The organism is Lichenifustis flavocetrariae, from assembly GCF_026130545.1.
Lineage (GTDB): Bacteria > Pseudomonadota > Alphaproteobacteria > Rhizobiales > Beijerinckiaceae > Lichenihabitans > Lichenihabitans flavocetrariae.
The window spans coordinates 108,322-122,693 of sequence record NZ_JAMOIM010000003.1; the positions used below are offsets into that span (position 1 = coordinate 108,322).

At 64.8% G+C, this 14,372-nt stretch carries 16 protein-coding genes and 2 tRNA genes; 4 read left to right on the top strand and 14 right to left on the bottom strand.

All coding sequences use genetic code 11. The features are described from left to right. Window positions 1–12: 12 nt before the first annotated feature. The 7 genes from M8523_RS05940 to M8523_RS05970 form a co-directional block, all read right to left on the bottom strand. A complete protein-coding gene (locus M8523_RS05940) occupies window positions 13–351 on the bottom strand; it encodes a lipid-A-disaccharide synthase N-terminal domain-containing protein (protein WP_282583928.1) in 339 nt (112 codons plus the stop codon). Continuing rightward, complete coding sequence (locus tag M8523_RS05945; RefSeq protein ID WP_282583929.1) at window positions 341–1,096, bottom strand: glycosyltransferase family 2 protein; 756 nt, start codon at window positions 1,094–1,096, stop codon at window positions 341–343. Before M8523_RS05945 ends, M8523_RS05940 begins: the two co-directional genes overlap by 11 nt. Next, a complete protein-coding gene (locus M8523_RS05950) occupies window positions 1,093–1,917 on the bottom strand; it encodes a phosphatase PAP2 family protein (protein WP_282583930.1) in 825 nt (274 codons plus the stop codon). The genes M8523_RS05945 and M8523_RS05950 overlap by 4 nt, the downstream gene beginning before the upstream one ends. Next, window positions 1,914–3,572: an ArnT family glycosyltransferase gene (locus M8523_RS05955; RefSeq protein WP_282583931.1), complete on the bottom strand. Its 1,659-nt coding sequence runs from the start codon at window positions 3,570–3,572 to the stop codon at window positions 1,914–1,916. The genes M8523_RS05950 and M8523_RS05955 overlap by 4 nt, the downstream gene beginning before the upstream one ends. A 184-nt stretch (window positions 3,573–3,756) precedes the next feature. Beyond that, window positions 3,757–3,833 (bottom strand) — tRNA-Arg (locus M8523_RS05960). A gap of 21 nt (window positions 3,834–3,854) precedes the next feature. Beyond that, window positions 3,855–4,163 (bottom strand): ETC complex I subunit, encoded by a 309-nt coding sequence (locus M8523_RS05965; protein ID WP_282583932.1) that lies wholly within the window; start codon window positions 4,161–4,163, stop codon window positions 3,855–3,857. Between the two features lie 85 nt (window positions 4,164–4,248). Further along, window positions 4,249–4,325: transfer RNA gene (locus M8523_RS05970), tRNA-Pro, on the bottom strand. 130 nt (window positions 4,326–4,455) lie between these two features. On the opposite strand from M8523_RS05970, the gene M8523_RS05975 reads away from it, so the two are divergent. Then, window positions 4,456–4,950: a P-loop nucleotide/nucleoside kinase family protein gene (locus M8523_RS05975; RefSeq protein ID WP_282583933.1), complete on the top strand. Its 495-nt coding sequence runs from the start codon at window positions 4,456–4,458 to the stop codon at window positions 4,948–4,950. Between the two features lie 42 nt (window positions 4,951–4,992). On the opposite strand, the gene M8523_RS05980 is transcribed toward M8523_RS05975, so the two are convergent. Then, window positions 4,993–5,406, bottom strand: a complete 414-nt coding sequence (locus M8523_RS05980; RefSeq protein WP_282583934.1) for a hypothetical protein — start codon at window positions 5,404–5,406, stop codon at window positions 4,993–4,995. Window positions 5,407–5,489: 83 nt separating this feature from the next. After that, the gene (locus M8523_RS05985; protein WP_282583935.1) at window positions 5,490–5,960 is read right to left on the bottom strand and encodes a hypothetical protein; all 471 of its coding nucleotides are present in this window, start codon (window positions 5,958–5,960) and stop codon (window positions 5,490–5,492) included. 129 nt (window positions 5,961–6,089) lie between these two features. On the opposite strand from M8523_RS05985, the gene M8523_RS05990 reads away from it, so the two are divergent. Together M8523_RS05990 and M8523_RS05995 are read left to right on the top strand one after the other, a co-directional pair. Continuing rightward, a complete protein-coding gene (locus M8523_RS05990) occupies window positions 6,090–6,755 on the top strand; it encodes a response regulator transcription factor (protein WP_282583936.1) in 666 nt (221 codons plus the stop codon). Continuing rightward, complete coding sequence (locus M8523_RS05995) at window positions 6,752–8,125, top strand: sensor histidine kinase (RefSeq protein ID WP_282583937.1); 1,374 nt, start codon at window positions 6,752–6,754, stop codon at window positions 8,123–8,125. Before M8523_RS05990 ends, M8523_RS05995 begins: the two co-directional genes overlap by 4 nt. Before the next feature lie 20 nt (window positions 8,126–8,145). Here M8523_RS05995 and M8523_RS06000 read toward each other — a convergent pair whose 3' ends face one another. The 5 genes from M8523_RS06000 to M8523_RS06020 all read right to left on the bottom strand — a co-directional run bounded on the left by M8523_RS06000 (window position 8,146) and on the right by M8523_RS06020 (window position 11,780). Next, entirely contained in the window at window positions 8,146–8,592 is a 447-nt protein-coding gene (locus M8523_RS06000; protein ID WP_282583938.1) for a DUF192 domain-containing protein, read from the bottom strand. Between the two features lie 68 nt (window positions 8,593–8,660). Continuing rightward, window positions 8,661–9,254, bottom strand: a complete 594-nt coding sequence (locus M8523_RS06005) for a cold-shock protein (RefSeq protein WP_428349921.1) — start codon at window positions 9,252–9,254, stop codon at window positions 8,661–8,663. 163 nt (window positions 9,255–9,417) lie between these two features. Continuing rightward, window positions 9,418–10,188: an SIR2 family NAD-dependent protein deacylase gene (locus M8523_RS06010; RefSeq protein ID WP_282583940.1), complete on the bottom strand. Its 771-nt coding sequence runs from the start codon at window positions 10,186–10,188 to the stop codon at window positions 9,418–9,420. Window positions 10,189–10,208: 20 nt separating this feature from the next. Beyond that, window positions 10,209–11,426 (bottom strand): LL-diaminopimelate aminotransferase, encoded by a 1,218-nt coding sequence (locus M8523_RS06015; protein WP_282583941.1) that lies wholly within the window; start codon window positions 11,424–11,426, stop codon window positions 10,209–10,211. Between the two features lie 69 nt (window positions 11,427–11,495). Further along, window positions 11,496–11,780 (bottom strand): hypothetical protein, encoded by a 285-nt coding sequence (locus M8523_RS06020; protein ID WP_282583942.1) that lies wholly within the window; start codon window positions 11,778–11,780, stop codon window positions 11,496–11,498. A 790-nt stretch (window positions 11,781–12,570) separates the two neighbouring features. Here M8523_RS06020 and phaC point away from each other — a divergent pair. Then, window positions 12,571–14,349: a class I poly(R)-hydroxyalkanoic acid synthase gene (gene phaC, locus M8523_RS06025; RefSeq protein ID WP_282584205.1), complete on the top strand. Its 1,779-nt coding sequence runs from the start codon at window positions 12,571–12,573 to the stop codon at window positions 14,347–14,349. Window positions 14,350–14,372: the final 23 nt, after the last annotated feature.

Here is a 14,372-nt window from a genome sequence, read left to right on the forward strand (position 1 = left end):
GCCAAGCAATCGTCAAGGCGTCTCCGACTTCGCGGCCTTGCGCGTCGCCTTGCCGATCAGCATGAGGTTGCGGACGTAGATGAGATTGGCGAGCACCTGACCCAGGATGATGATCGCATCGTGCCGCGCGAGACCGTAGACCAGCGTCATCAGGCCGCCGACGAGCGACAGCACCCAGAATGCGACGGGAATGACGCTTCGCCCTTCGCGCTCGCTTTCGATCCACTGCACCAGGAAGCGCCCCGTGAACACGAGCTGCGCCCCAAGCCCGAAGGCAAACCACACGTCGAACTTCTGCACGAAGACGTCGTACAGATATTGTCCGAGTTCATGCGTCAGATCATAGAGCACGCGACGATCCCGCAACGATATGGGGAAGCTTCTTGCGGCGCCGGACCAGCCAGGTGACACCGAGCAGATCCGCGATACCGACCCAAAGCCGGTCGAAGAACCCATAGTTCGAGACGCCGCTCAGACGCGGCCGATCCACCACGTCGATCAGCGAGATGGCATAGCCGTCGCGGCGGACGAGGGCCGGCAGGAAGCGGTGCAGGCCGTCGAAAAACGGTAGATCGAGGTAGACCGCGCGCGGGAAGCATTTCAGGCCGCAGTTGGTGTCACGGGTGCCATCGTCGAGAAACGCCTCTCGCACCACATTGGCCACCTTGGACTGCAGACGCTTGAAGGCCGTATCCTGCCGCCCCAGACGTTGGCCGGCGACCAAGCCGCAATGCGGGCCGGCCTCCTTCAATTCGGCCAGCATGCGCGGGACCACGGCGGGATCGTTCTGGCCATCCCCGTCCATCGTGACGATCACGGGCGCGCGGGCGGCCTTCACGCCGTTCCGAACGGCGGCCGACTTGCCGCAGGAGCGATCGTGCTTGAGGTGGTGCAGCCAGGGCCGGGTGACTTCGAGACGGATCAGTTCGGCTTCGGTGTTGTCCGTCGAACCATCGTCGACATAGATGACTTCGAAGGACCCGCCGCCCTTCATGGCGGCCTCGATTTCGATCACCAGGGGTTCGATATTGCCACCTTCGTTCCGCACCGGCACCACGATGGTGACGTCGGGACAATTGTCCGCGGAAACAATCACGAGACTATCCTCGCGGGCATTGCTCCGTCGCGGCCTAGGCCGGCCCAGATGTCGCCCGGATGTTTGAGACGCGGCAGACCTCGGGGTCCGCGGGTGAAAGCGAGCGAGTGGCCTGCGAACACAGCCGCGAGGCAAGAGGTCGTCGCGAGGCCCAGGATCGCACCGGCCAGGACATCGCTCAAATAATGTGAGCCCAGGACGATCCGCGCCGCCCCGACCAGGACGGCAATCAGAAATGCGGGGCCGCGCAACTGCGGCTTGAAGAAGCAAAGCGCTGCCGCGAGCGCGAAGATCGATGTGGTGTGGCCCGAGGGAAAGCTCGCCAGACTGGCCTTGATCGAGAAGAGATCGAAGTGAAACGGCCCCAGCGTCTCAAGAAATTTGGGGCGCGCCCGCCCGACCACATGTTTGATGACCTGCACAAGAATGCCCGATACCGCCACGCTCGAAAACACGAAGAGAGCTCTTTCGCCCAGGGCTGTGATCGAGACGTTCCCTTGACGTCTGCCCCCCCGTCGCACCAACCAGAACGCCCCCGCCGCGATCGCGCCGGAACTCACAAGCATGTAGCCCGACAAGCCAAAATCGCTGAACACCTGGGCGACCCCGTGCAAGCTCGAAGGTGCCGTCGCGACGAGACGGGCGACCGGTGCGTCGAGCAACCAGGCGGTCACAGAACAAAGAGGCATGGCCAGACCAAGCGCCACCAGGCAAATGCCGAGCGGCGACGCCAGAACACGTTCGAGTCCGCGGGCCTCCGGCTCAGGGCCGCGCGAGGGCGATGGCGACTCCTGATCATTCAACAACAGCCGAGACGTCATGGCCGATCTCTCTGCCTGACGTAGACACCGATGTCGAGACGTCCGCCTCCATTGATGGAGGTGCCGACCACGCGTTGCGCGAGATGCACATCGGGCCGGGTCCCGAGTGCCGCCGTGAACTCCTGCTCACCGCCGCTTTCCACAAAGGCCCCCCGGCAGTCCCCCTCCTTAAGGAAGCTCGCCGCGAGCTGCGGCGTTGTCAGAAGCAGGTTGGTTCCGGTGAGAAAGACAAGGCTCGGCTCATGATCGCCCGATGTCGCAAAGGTCGGCGAACGACAGCCGGGTTCGATCGCAGCCGCTCCGGCTTGAGCCAATCGCCCGGAGACCGCCAACATGTCCGAGACGGACGGCGTCAAGACCCGGCCGAGAACGAAAAGATTGAGCAGGATCGCGGCCGCGACCGCGCCCGTTGCGGCACGAGCGAAAGCCCCTTCGCGGATGTTTCGCGCCGACCAGATCACGCAACCGCCCAGCAACAGCACGACCGGAATACCGGCCAGCAGGGTCCCGACCGGGAGATCAGACCACAAATAACCCCGCCCGCCGACAAGCACGGCCACGAGCGCAAGAGGCAAGATGCCGAGCAAGATCAGCACGGCAATGAAGGCCACCCGCGACCGCGCGCGCGGAGACACGCCTCCGTCCAGCACCAAAGCCGTGAGGATCGCGATGGCGGGATAGACCGGCAACACGTAATGCGGCAGCTTCGTCGGCACGATTTCGAACAAGAGCCAGGTGGGAATGAGCCAGGCCAGCAGAAATGCGATCGCCGGATCACGCCGTGCCCGCCAAACGCCCCAGGCCGCGATTGCGGCAAAGGGTGCCATCGGCCACGCCGTCACCCAAAAAGCGGCCAGATAGGTGCCGGGTGGCGCACCATGCGATTCCTGCACGCCGGCCACCTTGCCGAACATGTCGTGACCGACCGAGTCGGCGAGGAATGCCCCCTTGGTGCGGAGCAGGATGAGGCCGAGCCAAGGCAGGACCAACACGACGACCCAGAGAAGCCCGATCCCGGGCCGCAAGATGGCGAGCCAGCGGACGGCTCGGTCTTTCACGCAAAGGACGATGACCGCGAAGGCCACAACCATCGGCGTGATCGGCCCCTTCACCAGAATGCCGACACCGATCGCTGTCCAGAACAGAGCGGGGTGGACCAGCGACACGCGCGTCGCGCCCCGGCGAGACGCAAAATAGAGGCGGACGAGACTGCCCATGGCGACCGTGACGGTGGCCAGCAGAACCGCATCGGTTTTTGCCAGATGGGCCTCGACCGTGATCAGGATGGTCGAGGCGAACAGCAGGGCCGCCAGGAGTGAGGTTCGCCGGCTTGTCAGTGCAAGCGCGGTCCAATAGGTGCCGAGCACGGCCGTGATCGCCCCCAGCAGCGAGGGCAGCCGATAGAGCCAGATCGTTTTCAGTGCATCGGGAACCCCGAGCTTTTCGCCAAGCGCCACCGCCGAAGCCTGCACCCAGTAGATGCCGACCGGCTTCTTGTTCCGCGCCTCACCCTGATAGCGGATATCCACGAAATCGCCGGTCTCCAGCATCTGCTTGCTCGCCTGCGCGAAGCGGGGCTCGTCGCGATCCATGGGAGGCAGCGACGTGAAGCCGGGCAGATAGAGTGCCAGCGTCACCGCGATGAGCAGCAACACAGCCCAGGGACGTCTGACCCCGTCCGGGCGAGAAAAAACATGGAAAAGCGTCAAAGCGTCTTAACTTTCGGCGAAGGCCGAGGCCGGGCCATGGGCAATGATCGGCAGAGGATGGCGGGAGCAAGGCTCCACACCGCAATCGTTCCCAGCATCGCTCTCGTGCGCCTTTTTCCTCTGGGGCGCTTGGCGACTCCGGCAGGATTCGAACCTGCGACCTGCCGCTTAGAAGGCGGCTGCTCTATCCAACTGAGCTACGGAGCCGAACCGCGAAGACCGGTTGCCTCAATGGGTCCACATTCCGGTCCTGCTGTTCTTGAAATTGTCAGAGTAGGACAGGCCACGCCGCACGGCGTCGGGTTTGGGTTCCTCGACCCGATAGGCGATACCAAGCTTCTCGATGAACGCGATCGCGTCCTCTTTGGTGTCGAACGGGATCTTGACTTGGGAAGACGTCTCGCTTGAGCTGGTCCATCCCATAAGGGGCTCGATTTCGCGCGCGATGCTGCGCTCATATTCGAGGATCCACGTCTTGGTCCGGCCCTGACCCGAGGAAGTCGCGCCTTTTGAGGGCCTGTAGATTCGTGCGATCATCCCGCTCGCTATCCTGCACTCGTCTCGGCGCGCCTTCGGCCGCGCCGCCAGACTGCCTCGATCCGCTATTCTCGCAACATGATGCTGGTCGGGGCAGCAGGATTCGAACCTGCGACCTATAGTTCCCAAAACTATCGCGCTACCAGACTGCGCTATGCCCCGATCGCTGTCGCGATGCGTGCCGTCGCTACCACGTGGCCGGACCAGGAACAAGCGGCGTGTGGGTCCGCGGCGACGATCGTGCATCGAAAGGTGAACCCATCAACAACCGAACGACAAGGACGGAAGAGGAATGCTGATTGTCTTCGGAGGCCTTCCCGGCACGGGAAAGACCACGATCTCCCGCCGTCTCGCACAGAGACTGGGGGCAACCTACTTGCGCATCGACACGATCGAGCAGGCGATCCGCGCGACCTACCGAATAGCGGAGGTAGGCGCGGGCGGCTATGCGACGGCGGAAGCGCTCGCGGCCGACAATCTGGCTCAGGGCCGAACAGTGATCGCCGACTGCGTCAACCCCGTGATCGAGAGTCGGACAGGCTGGCGGAGCGTGGCCGCCCAGAGCGCTGTTCGCCTTGTGGAAATCGAGGTCGTCTGCTCGGACCTCATCGAGCATCAGCGGCGTGTCGAGACACGCCGCTCCGACATCAATGGACTTCAGCCGCCAGGCTGGACCACCATCCAGGCTCAGACCTATGAACCATGGGATCGTCCCAGGCTCGTGATCGACAGCGCCAAGATGGGACCCGACGAGGCAGTGGCCTTCGTCATCGAGACGTTGGCGTAAGCAGCCCGGGTCGAGGCCCGAGCTGCCGCTTCAGATATGCGATCAGGGCTTTGCCACAGCCGGCATGGTGGCCATCTTGTCGAGTAGTTGCAGCGCGATGTCGGCACATGCCTTCATGGGCTCGTCGTCGGCGCATTTCACGTCGAGCTGATCATCGCCGCGTTCGAGTCTGAAGTGGGCCGCTTTGCTGAGCGGGGGTGGTGGCGGTGCGAAGCGCCCTCTGGGGCCGCCAGGCGGCGGTGGGGGCGGTGCATCCATCCCGTCGCGCATGGGCCCACCTGGCGGGGGCGGGGGCGGCGCGTCCATCCCATCGCGCATCGGACCGCCTGGCGGGGGTGGGGGTGGGGCGGCAGCCCCGGCCGGTGCCGGCGCCGGGGCGGAACCGGTCGCGGTCTGTGCCATGACGCCACCGGTCAGAAGCGCGAGCGCAAGGCCCGAAATCAATAAGCTTTTCATTGGTAGTCCTTTCGAAGATGACGCGGCCGGGAAGCGCGCGCCGGTTGCAAGCCGAAATGTCCGGCCTGATCAGGGGAACTGCTTTAGGTCTGGGGACCGCGGGGCGGCGGGGGTGGGCCCGGCGGCCCGAGGACGACGCTACTTCCATCGCCGTGCTGGATCGCGACGGCGTGGACGAAGCCATGTTCGAAACGTCCCTGAACCGTGACGGTTTCCGATTTGGCGACGAGCGTGCCGCCCTCACCCTGAGGGCCCGTCTCGATCAGCGCGCGTCCGCTATCGTCGGCGAGGATGAACTTGTTGCCGAAGATCTCGGCGACCTGGCCCTTGACCGCGACCGGGCTCCAATCCTTCATCGAGGCGATCGGCGCCGGCGGCAACGAAACCATGATGGGCCGCTGTCCCCTTTGTGCGATGGCAGTGGCACCGGCGCCGACCGCGCAGGCCGCGAGGAGAGCCGCCCCAAGTGCGGTCCGGCGCAGGACCGGTGGACGCCTCGGCTTTGGTGGCGGCAGGCTGCCGATGGGTTCCGCTTGTTGTGGTTCGGTTGGCATCGACGGGCTCCTTGGTTCGTTCGATGTCGCCCTTGTAGTCTCGGGGCCGGGAACCCCGCCTGAACCCCGCGGTTCAGATTCGGTTCAGCCCCAGGCGCTATGCCGCCGGCTCGGCAATGGAACAGGTCTATGCGCGTGCTTCTCGTGGAAGATGACCAGATGCTCGCCGAAAGTGTCGCCCGCCACCTGCGGGCCGAGCATTTCGTGGTGGACCTGGCCCGCAACGGCGAAGATGCCGAGCACGCGGGCGAGACCGAGGCTTTCGATGCTGTCGTGCTCGACCTTGGGCTGCCCAAGAAGGACGGCGTCTCTGTGCTCCGGGCCTGGCGGACGGCGGGACGACATTTTCCAGTGTTGATCCTCACGGCGCGCGACGGATGGTCCGACAAGGTCGACGGGTTCAAGGCGGGAGCGGACGATTATCTGGTCAAGCCGTTCCGGGTTGAGGAACTGGTGATGCGCCTTCGTGCCATGGTGCGCCGCGCCGCGGGCCATGCCGCGCCGCGCATCGCCTGCGGGCCTCTGGTCTTCGATTCGCAACTCGGCACATTCGAACTCGACGGCCTTCCATTGCGCCTCACGGCACTGGAGTGGCGCGTGCTGTCCTGCCTTGCCTTGCGGGCCGGTCATGTGGTCGAGCGCGCCGACCTGTTCGAGCGCGTGTACGAGGGCGACGCCGATGTCGAGTCGAATTCGGTGGAGGTGATCCTGGCGCGGCTTCGCCGGAAGCTCGGGCATCCTCTCATCGAAACGATCCGAGGGCGCGGCTATCGGCTGGTCGCTCCCCCTCCATGAGAGTTCTGCCCCGCTCACTCAGCGGCCGGCTGCTTGCCACCGGAGGGATCTTCATCCTGCTCGCTCTTTTGGCGACGGGACTGGCGGTCGATCTGGCGTTGCATCGCTTTGTGCGAGGCCAGATCGACCAACGGCTCGACGGCCAGTTGATGACGATTGCCGCGGCCCTCGAATCGCAGCAGGACGGCACGATCGCACTCACCCGCAACGTCGATGGTCCGCCCTTCGACAATCCACGGACGGGATGGTTTTGGCTGGCCAGAACCGAAAGCCGTGTCTGGCATTCAGCAGGGCTTCGCCTCGCGGACGTCAAGCTTTCCTCGCCCCGAACGGAACCACCCCCTGAGCCTTTTCACCGACCGCAACCTCTTGAGGGTCGCGGACCGGGAGAACGCGACGTGGAGGCGCGAACCGACGACGTCTCGATCGGCGGGCACACCGTCACGCTCATCGCGGCGGCGCCGACCGAGGCGCAGACAGGGCCTCTCCGGGATGCCCTCGTTCCCGTGAGCGTGTCACTCCTGGTGCTGGGTCTCGGCCTCATGGCCGCGACCCTCCTGCAGGTGCGGGTCGGCCTGCGTCCGCTCGATGCGCTGCGCCGCTCATTGTCGGCCGTGCGTGCCGGGGCCCTCGACCGACTGCCCACCATCCAGCCCGCCGAGGTCCGGCCGCTCGTGGCTGAGATGAACAGTCTGCTCGACGAGAACGCCGCCAACCTCGAACGTGCCCGCCGCCATGTCGCCAATCTCGCTCATGCGCTGAAAACGCCGCTCGCCACTCTGACGCTCGCACTTGACGTCCCTGGCCGTGATCCAGACCACGACCTCCGCCGGCTCGCGATCGCCATGGATCGCCGCATCCGGCACCATCTCGCACGTGCGCGGGCCGCAGCTCTCGGAGCAGGAGCGCGCACCAGCCTGCCGCTCGCCGCGCGGATCGCCGACCACACGGATGCTTTTGCCAAGATCTACGCCGACAAGCACGTCACATGCAGGGTCGCCATCAACGGCGATCTCGCGGTTGCGTGTGATCCGCAGGACCTCGACGAGATGGTCGGCAACATTCTCGACAACGCCTTCAAGTGGAGCCACGGCGAGATCGTGGTCGAAGCGATGCTCGAGGGCAGAACCGTCGCGCTCCGCATCGACGACGACGGGCCGGGTGTCGCCTCCGACAAGCTCGCCGCCGTGATGATGCCGGGCCGCCGCCTCGACGAAACGATGCCGGGCGATGGCTTCGGCCTCGCGATCGCGCAGGAATTGACCGAACTCTACGGCGGCGGGCTCGCACTCGCCCGCTCCTCCCTCGGCGGCCTCTCCGTCACTTTGATGTTGCCGGCGGCTCGGGCGGGCGAGGAAGCCGCCGAGTGATCCTTGGTGAGCGCGTGGCGCTACTTGTGGAAGATCGAGGCCTTGACGGTGTCGCCCGTCTTCAGCCCGATCTTATTGGCGACACCCGCATTGATCTCCAAGACACCCAGCGCAGCTCCGTTGGATGGGATGGTGGTTTCCGTCATCGGGACGGCGTCATGCGCGACGTTGATCACGATGCCCTGCGCATCAATGAACACCATGTCGAGCGGCAAATAAGTGTTCTTCATCCACATCAACACGTCTTGCGGCTGGCCAAAGTCGAACAGCATGCCGTGATCGGCGGCCATCTGGCGGCGGAACATCAATCCCTTTTCGAGATCGGGCCGGGATCGCATCACCTCGACCTCGAAGTTGTGCGACCCGCTCGCGGTCTCGATCCGCAGATGCTCGACCGCCGGCGAGGCCCAGCCCACACCGCACGCGGCAAAAAACACAAGCGCCGCAACCACACCAAAGCGGATCATCCAAATGTCCTTTCGCACGACGGCCGCGACCAGGCGTGGGATCAGCCCGCGCGCGCCCTCAACCTGCTCTAATGCGGCGAGGCGGGAGGCGTGTCCATCAGGCGCACCTCGGCGGCCATCAGGCCCTTGGGTCCTTCCCCGAACCGCACGAGCAGCGAATCACCGGGTTTGACCTCGGTGATGCCAAAGCGACGCAGCGTTTCCATATGGATGAAAATGTCTTTGGTCCCCTCGCCCCGGGTCAAAAAGCCGAAACCTTTGACCCGGTTGAACCACTTCACCATGGCGATCTCAAAGCCGCCCGACGGCGTGACGTGGACGTGCGTGCGCGGCGGACCGGATTGGGCCGGATGAACGGCCGTCGACAGATCGAGCGACGTGACCCGCAGGACCTGCAAGCCTTTGACCCGACGCACGGCCTCGCAGACGATCCGCGAACCTTCGCGCGCCGTGTTAAAACCGTCTCGCCGCAGGGTCGTGACGTGGACCAGCACATCCGGCAAGCCATTGTCCGGCACGATGAAACCATAGCCTTTCGCCACATCGAACCATTTGATCTGGCCAGCCAGTTCGACGACATCGAGCGCCGCGTCCTCGCTCGACGCGGTTTCGTCGAGCGGCTCCGTCTGTCCGAACACCTGGTCTCGGCTCAAGGTAGTCATCCTCAACGAACGCGCACAGCCCCGGTTCACCGGGCAAATCGCTCCGCCGATGCGAGTATTCGCCCCCACGAATCATTCGATCCGACGCTTGTACTCAGGATAGCAGCGTGCCTATCGCAGCAAAGATGAATATGCGTTTCGCCCGCGGATCGACGCACAAATTTTAAGAAGTGTGATTCTCAAGGATCTCCGCGGCGCCTATGAGGGCATCACCGGCATCGCAGTGGATGACACAATCGGCCTGTCCATCGAGCGGTGTGGGCTCGCGGTTGACGATCACGAGCGCCGCGCCTGCCGCCTGAGCGACCAACGGAAGGCTCGCGGCGGGCCGCACCACCAGCGACGACCCGATGGCGACGAACAGGTCGCAGGTGCGGGCGACCGCGACAGCGCGCTCGATCGTCCCGGTTCTCAGCGGCTGGCCGAAGGCCACGGTGGCGGATTTGACGAAGCCGCCACAGCCGCAGTCGAGCGCCATCCCCGTCTCGTCGAGATGTTGCCTGACATCGACGAGTTCGAAGCGCCGCTCGCACCCGAGGCAACGCGCGAATGTGCCGTTGCCGTGGAGTTCGATCAGACGGTCGTCGTCGAGCCCGGCGGCCTGATGCAGTCCGTCGATATTCTGTGTGATGACAGCGACGAGGCGCCCCGTCGACGCCATACGCACAAGCGCCCGATGGCCGCGGCCCGGCTTGGCGTCGCGATAAATGTCGTCCATGGCGAACTTGCGGCGCCAAGCCTCAGCCCGGGTCGCCGGACTTGCCAGAAAATCGGCAAAGCCGATCGGCTTGTGCACCAGCCACGGGCTACCGGGGGAGCGGAAATCCGGCACCCCGCATTCCGTCGAGATGCCGGCACCGGTCAGGACAACGATGCGGCGAGCTTCGGCACATAGGATCGCGAGGCGGAGCGGATCATCGGGACGCGGTGGCATCACCGTCGTCCCGCGAAGAGTCAGGCCGGCTGCCTGAGCTGGACGACATTGTGCAGCCGGTCGTCCGCCGTGTCGAAGAAGCGGCGCAGGTTGCGCGCAGCCTGGCGGATCCGTTGCTCGTTCTCGACCAGCGCCAGCCGGACATAATCGTCACCGTGCTCGCCGAAGCCGATGCCGGGCGCCACCGCCACGTCGGCCTTCTCGACCAGGAGCTTCGAGAATTCGAGACTGCCGAGCCGCCGGAATTTTTCCGGGATCGGCACCCAGGCGAACATCGAGGCGACCGGCGCCGGAATGACCCAGCCGGCCTGTCCGAAGCTTTCCACCATGACGTCGCGCCGCGCCTTGTAGATCGCCCGCATCTCGTCGATGCAGTCGTCCGGACCGTTGAGGGCGGCGGCGGCGGCCACCTGGATCGGCGTGAAGGCACCATAGTCGAGATAGCTTTTGACGCGCGTCAGAGCCGCCAGAAGCCGCTCGTTGCCGACCGCGAAGCCGATGCGCCATCCCGCCATCGAATAGGTCTTGGACATCGAGGTGAACTCGACCGTCACATCCATCGCGCCCGGTACCTGCAGCACGGAGGGCGGCGGATTGCCATCGAAATAGACTTCCGAATAGGCGAGATCGGACAGGACGAAGATCTCGTGCTTCTTCGCGAACGCGACAAGATCACGGTAGAAATCGAGCGACGCGACGCTGGCGGTCGGGTTCGACGGGAAGCAGACCACGACCGCGAGGGGCTTCGGGATCGAATGGATGACGGCGCGTTCGAGCGCCACGAAATAGTCGGGCGTCGGCTCGGCCGGCACCGACCGGATGACACCGCCGGCCATCAGGAACCCGAAGGCATGGATCGGGTAGGACGGGTTCGGCACAAGGACGACGTCACCCGGCGCCGTGATGGCCTGCGCCATGTTGGCGAAACCCTCCTTGGACCCGAGCGTTGCGACGACCTGACGATCGGGGTCGAGCTTCACCCCAAAGCGGCGACCGTAGTAATTGGCTTGGGCGCGCCGCAGTCCCGCGATGCCTTTGGAAGCGGAATAGCGATCCGTACGCGGTTTGCCCGCCGTCTCGACGAGCTTTTCGATCACGTGCTTCGGGGCCGGCAGGTCGGGATTGCCCATGCCGAGATCGATGATATCGGCGCCTGCGTTGCGGGCGGCGGCCTTGAGCCGATTGACCTGCTCGAAAACATAAGGCGGCAAACGCCGGACGCTGTGAAATTCAGCCATGAAACGGCTCTCGGGAAGGCGGGAATCGGATGTCGGTACGCTACACGGCCACCATTTGTCTATGCGGCCTTAACGATTCGTTGCCGTCTTGGGCAAAATTGCCGTGGAATGCACCGGTTTTACTTTCGGTTTGGCGGTCCCTGAGAGCGGCTTCGGGCGTTGGCCGGCCAGTTGAGCCGCTCGGGCGGCATCGAGTTCGGCCGTCAGGGCTTGCACTTCCGCCGGCGTTTTCATTTTTATCGACCGGTCAGGCGGCTTGGCACCGACCGAGATGAAATCCTGCCTCGCCTTGCTGTCACGGGATTGCTGGACAAAGTCGGGCATGGTGCCCGGATCGGTCTTCAGGTTGAGCATTTTAAGGGCCGAGTCGAGCGGATGCGAGGTGGCGTCCTGGGCGGCCGCGTGTCCGGGCGCGAGGAGAGCTACGGCGAGGAGACCGGCGCAGGCCACGGCAGGCTGACAGATCTTGACCAACGAGGCCTTGGGTCCGGCCATCTCGGTCCAGAACCTCTTGGCACAACAACGCATAGGAGACCCCAAAACGATTTCCCGCAGTGGAAGTTGGAGACCACGGGGACTACACAGGCAATGTGTCCGAAGCGGGACTGCGCGGAAGCGCTTTCCTCAAGCGAGGGAGGAGAGTTCGATGACGACCAAGCGAACACGTGCGCCACGGCCAGGAATCGACGGCGCATCCGGAACTCCCCGACGGCGAAGCGAACGCGACGCGGTTTTGGCGGCGGTCTCGCCTCACTCCGACACAGTCGCGCATGACCTCGACCATCAACTCGCGCAGCTCGTGCCCACGTTGACGGAGCCGCTCCCGCCGGACATCTCCGAGCGGGTCGATGCGCCGGACGAGCTCCCGCATCACGTCCTTGCGCGCAGCGCAGCGCCCGGTGCCACGCAACCGCGGGCCAAAACCACCCCGAAGGCCGCGAAGACTGCCGAAACGGAACCCGCCACGCCGCCGCCAGCGGCCCCGCTGCCGGCAGGTCCGGATGCGGGGCACACCCCGGCCGCGGCCTCGGAAGCTCGATCCGGAGCGGGCGACACCTCGGGCCAAGGGAAGGCCGAACCGCCGCCGCGGGGAGAACCCGCCGCACCCGGAAAGGAACCTCCGACCTCCGCTCAGCCGGTCCCGATGCCGGACTTCGACGCAATGGCGCGGAACATGGGCAAGCTCGTCGACTTCAGCGGCAAGGTCGCGGCCGCCTATCTCAAGCCGCGCGAGAGCGGCGAGATCAAGCCCACGTTCGGCGAAGAGGCGTTCGACGGCTTTCAGATGATGGGGAAGGTCGCGGAGAGCTGGATCGCCAATCCGGCCCGCATGTTCCACGCACAGGCGACGCTCGCATCGCAGCTCTTCGGCCTCTGGGGCGACAGCCTTGCGCGGTTGGGCGGTGTCGGCCGCGACGGAACACCAACCACAGCCGCCCCGGAGCGCAAGACCGACAAGCGTTTCGCGGCTCCCGAATGGCGCGGCACGCCGATGTTCGATTTTCTGCATCAGGCCTATCTGGCAACGACAGATTGGGCCAAGACCATGATCGAGGATGCCGAAGGGGTCGACGAGCCCACGCGTGAAAAGGCTGCCTTCTATTTGCGGCAAATCTCAAGCGCCCTGTCACCAGCCAACTTCCTCGCCACCAATCCCGAACTCATCAGGGAGACGTTCCGCGAAAACGGCGAAAACCTCGTGCGGGGCATGCGAATGCTGGCCGAGGATATCACGGCCGGCCGGGGTGAGCTCAAGATCCGGCAAAGCGACGCGAGCCAGTTCAAGCTCGGAACCGATATGGCCGCGACCCCCGGCAAGGTCGTGTTCCGCAACGACCTCATGGAATTGATCCAATATGCGCCGACGACCGAGACGGTGATCCGGCGCCCGCTCCTGATCGTACCGCCCTGGATCAACAAATTCTATGTGCTCGACCTCAACAAGGAGAAATCCTTCATCGGTTGGATGGTCAGCCAGGGCCTGACGGTCTTCGTGATTTCCTGGGTCAACCCGGATGAGCGACATGCCACCAAGGACTGGGACGCCTATATGCGCGAAGGTATTTTCGCGGCGCTCGATGCGATCGAGGCGGCGGTCGGTGAGCGCGAGGTGACGGCGGTGGGCTATTGCGTCGGCGGCACGCTGCTCGCCGCAACCCTTGCCTTCATGGCGGCCAAGGGGGACCGCCGCATCGGCAGCACCACGCTGCTGACCACGCAGGTCGATTTCGAACATGCCGGGGACCTCAAGGTCTTCGCCGACGAAGCCCAGATCCGCGTGATCGAGAACGAGATGCGCGCGAGCGGCTACCTGCCAGGCTCGAAAATGGCCAATGCGTTCAACATGCTGCGGCCAGACGAACTGATCTGGTCCTATGCGGTCAACACCTATCTCAAGGGCAAGCCGCCGGCCGCGTTCGACCTTCTCGCCTGGAACGCCGACTCGACCCGCATGACGGCGGCCAACCACGCCTTCTATCTGCGCAACTGCTACCTCGAGAACAAGCTGACCGCGGGCGAGATGGTGCTGGGCGGCGAGCGGCTGAACCTCGGCTTGGTGACGATCCCGATCTACGACCTCGCCACCAAGGAGGACCATATCGCACCGGCCCGATCGGTCTTCCAGGGTGCGCGCTTCTTCGGCGGCCCGGTCCGTTACGTTCTGGCCGGCTCGGGCCATATCGCGGGCGTGGTGAACCCTCCCGCGAAAGCGAAATATGGCTATTGGACCGGGGGTGAGCCCAAAGGCGTGTTCGACGAGTGGCTGGCTTCGGCCAAGGAGAGCAAAGGAACGTGGTGGCTCGACTGGATCGAGTGGATCAAGGCGCAGGCACCGGAGACGGTGCCGCCGCGCGAGCCAGGCTCGGGTGGGCTCGAAGCTATCTGCGACGCTCCGGGCGAGTATGTGCGGGTGGCCTCGTAGTGTGCCCCGAGGCAGACGGGCCA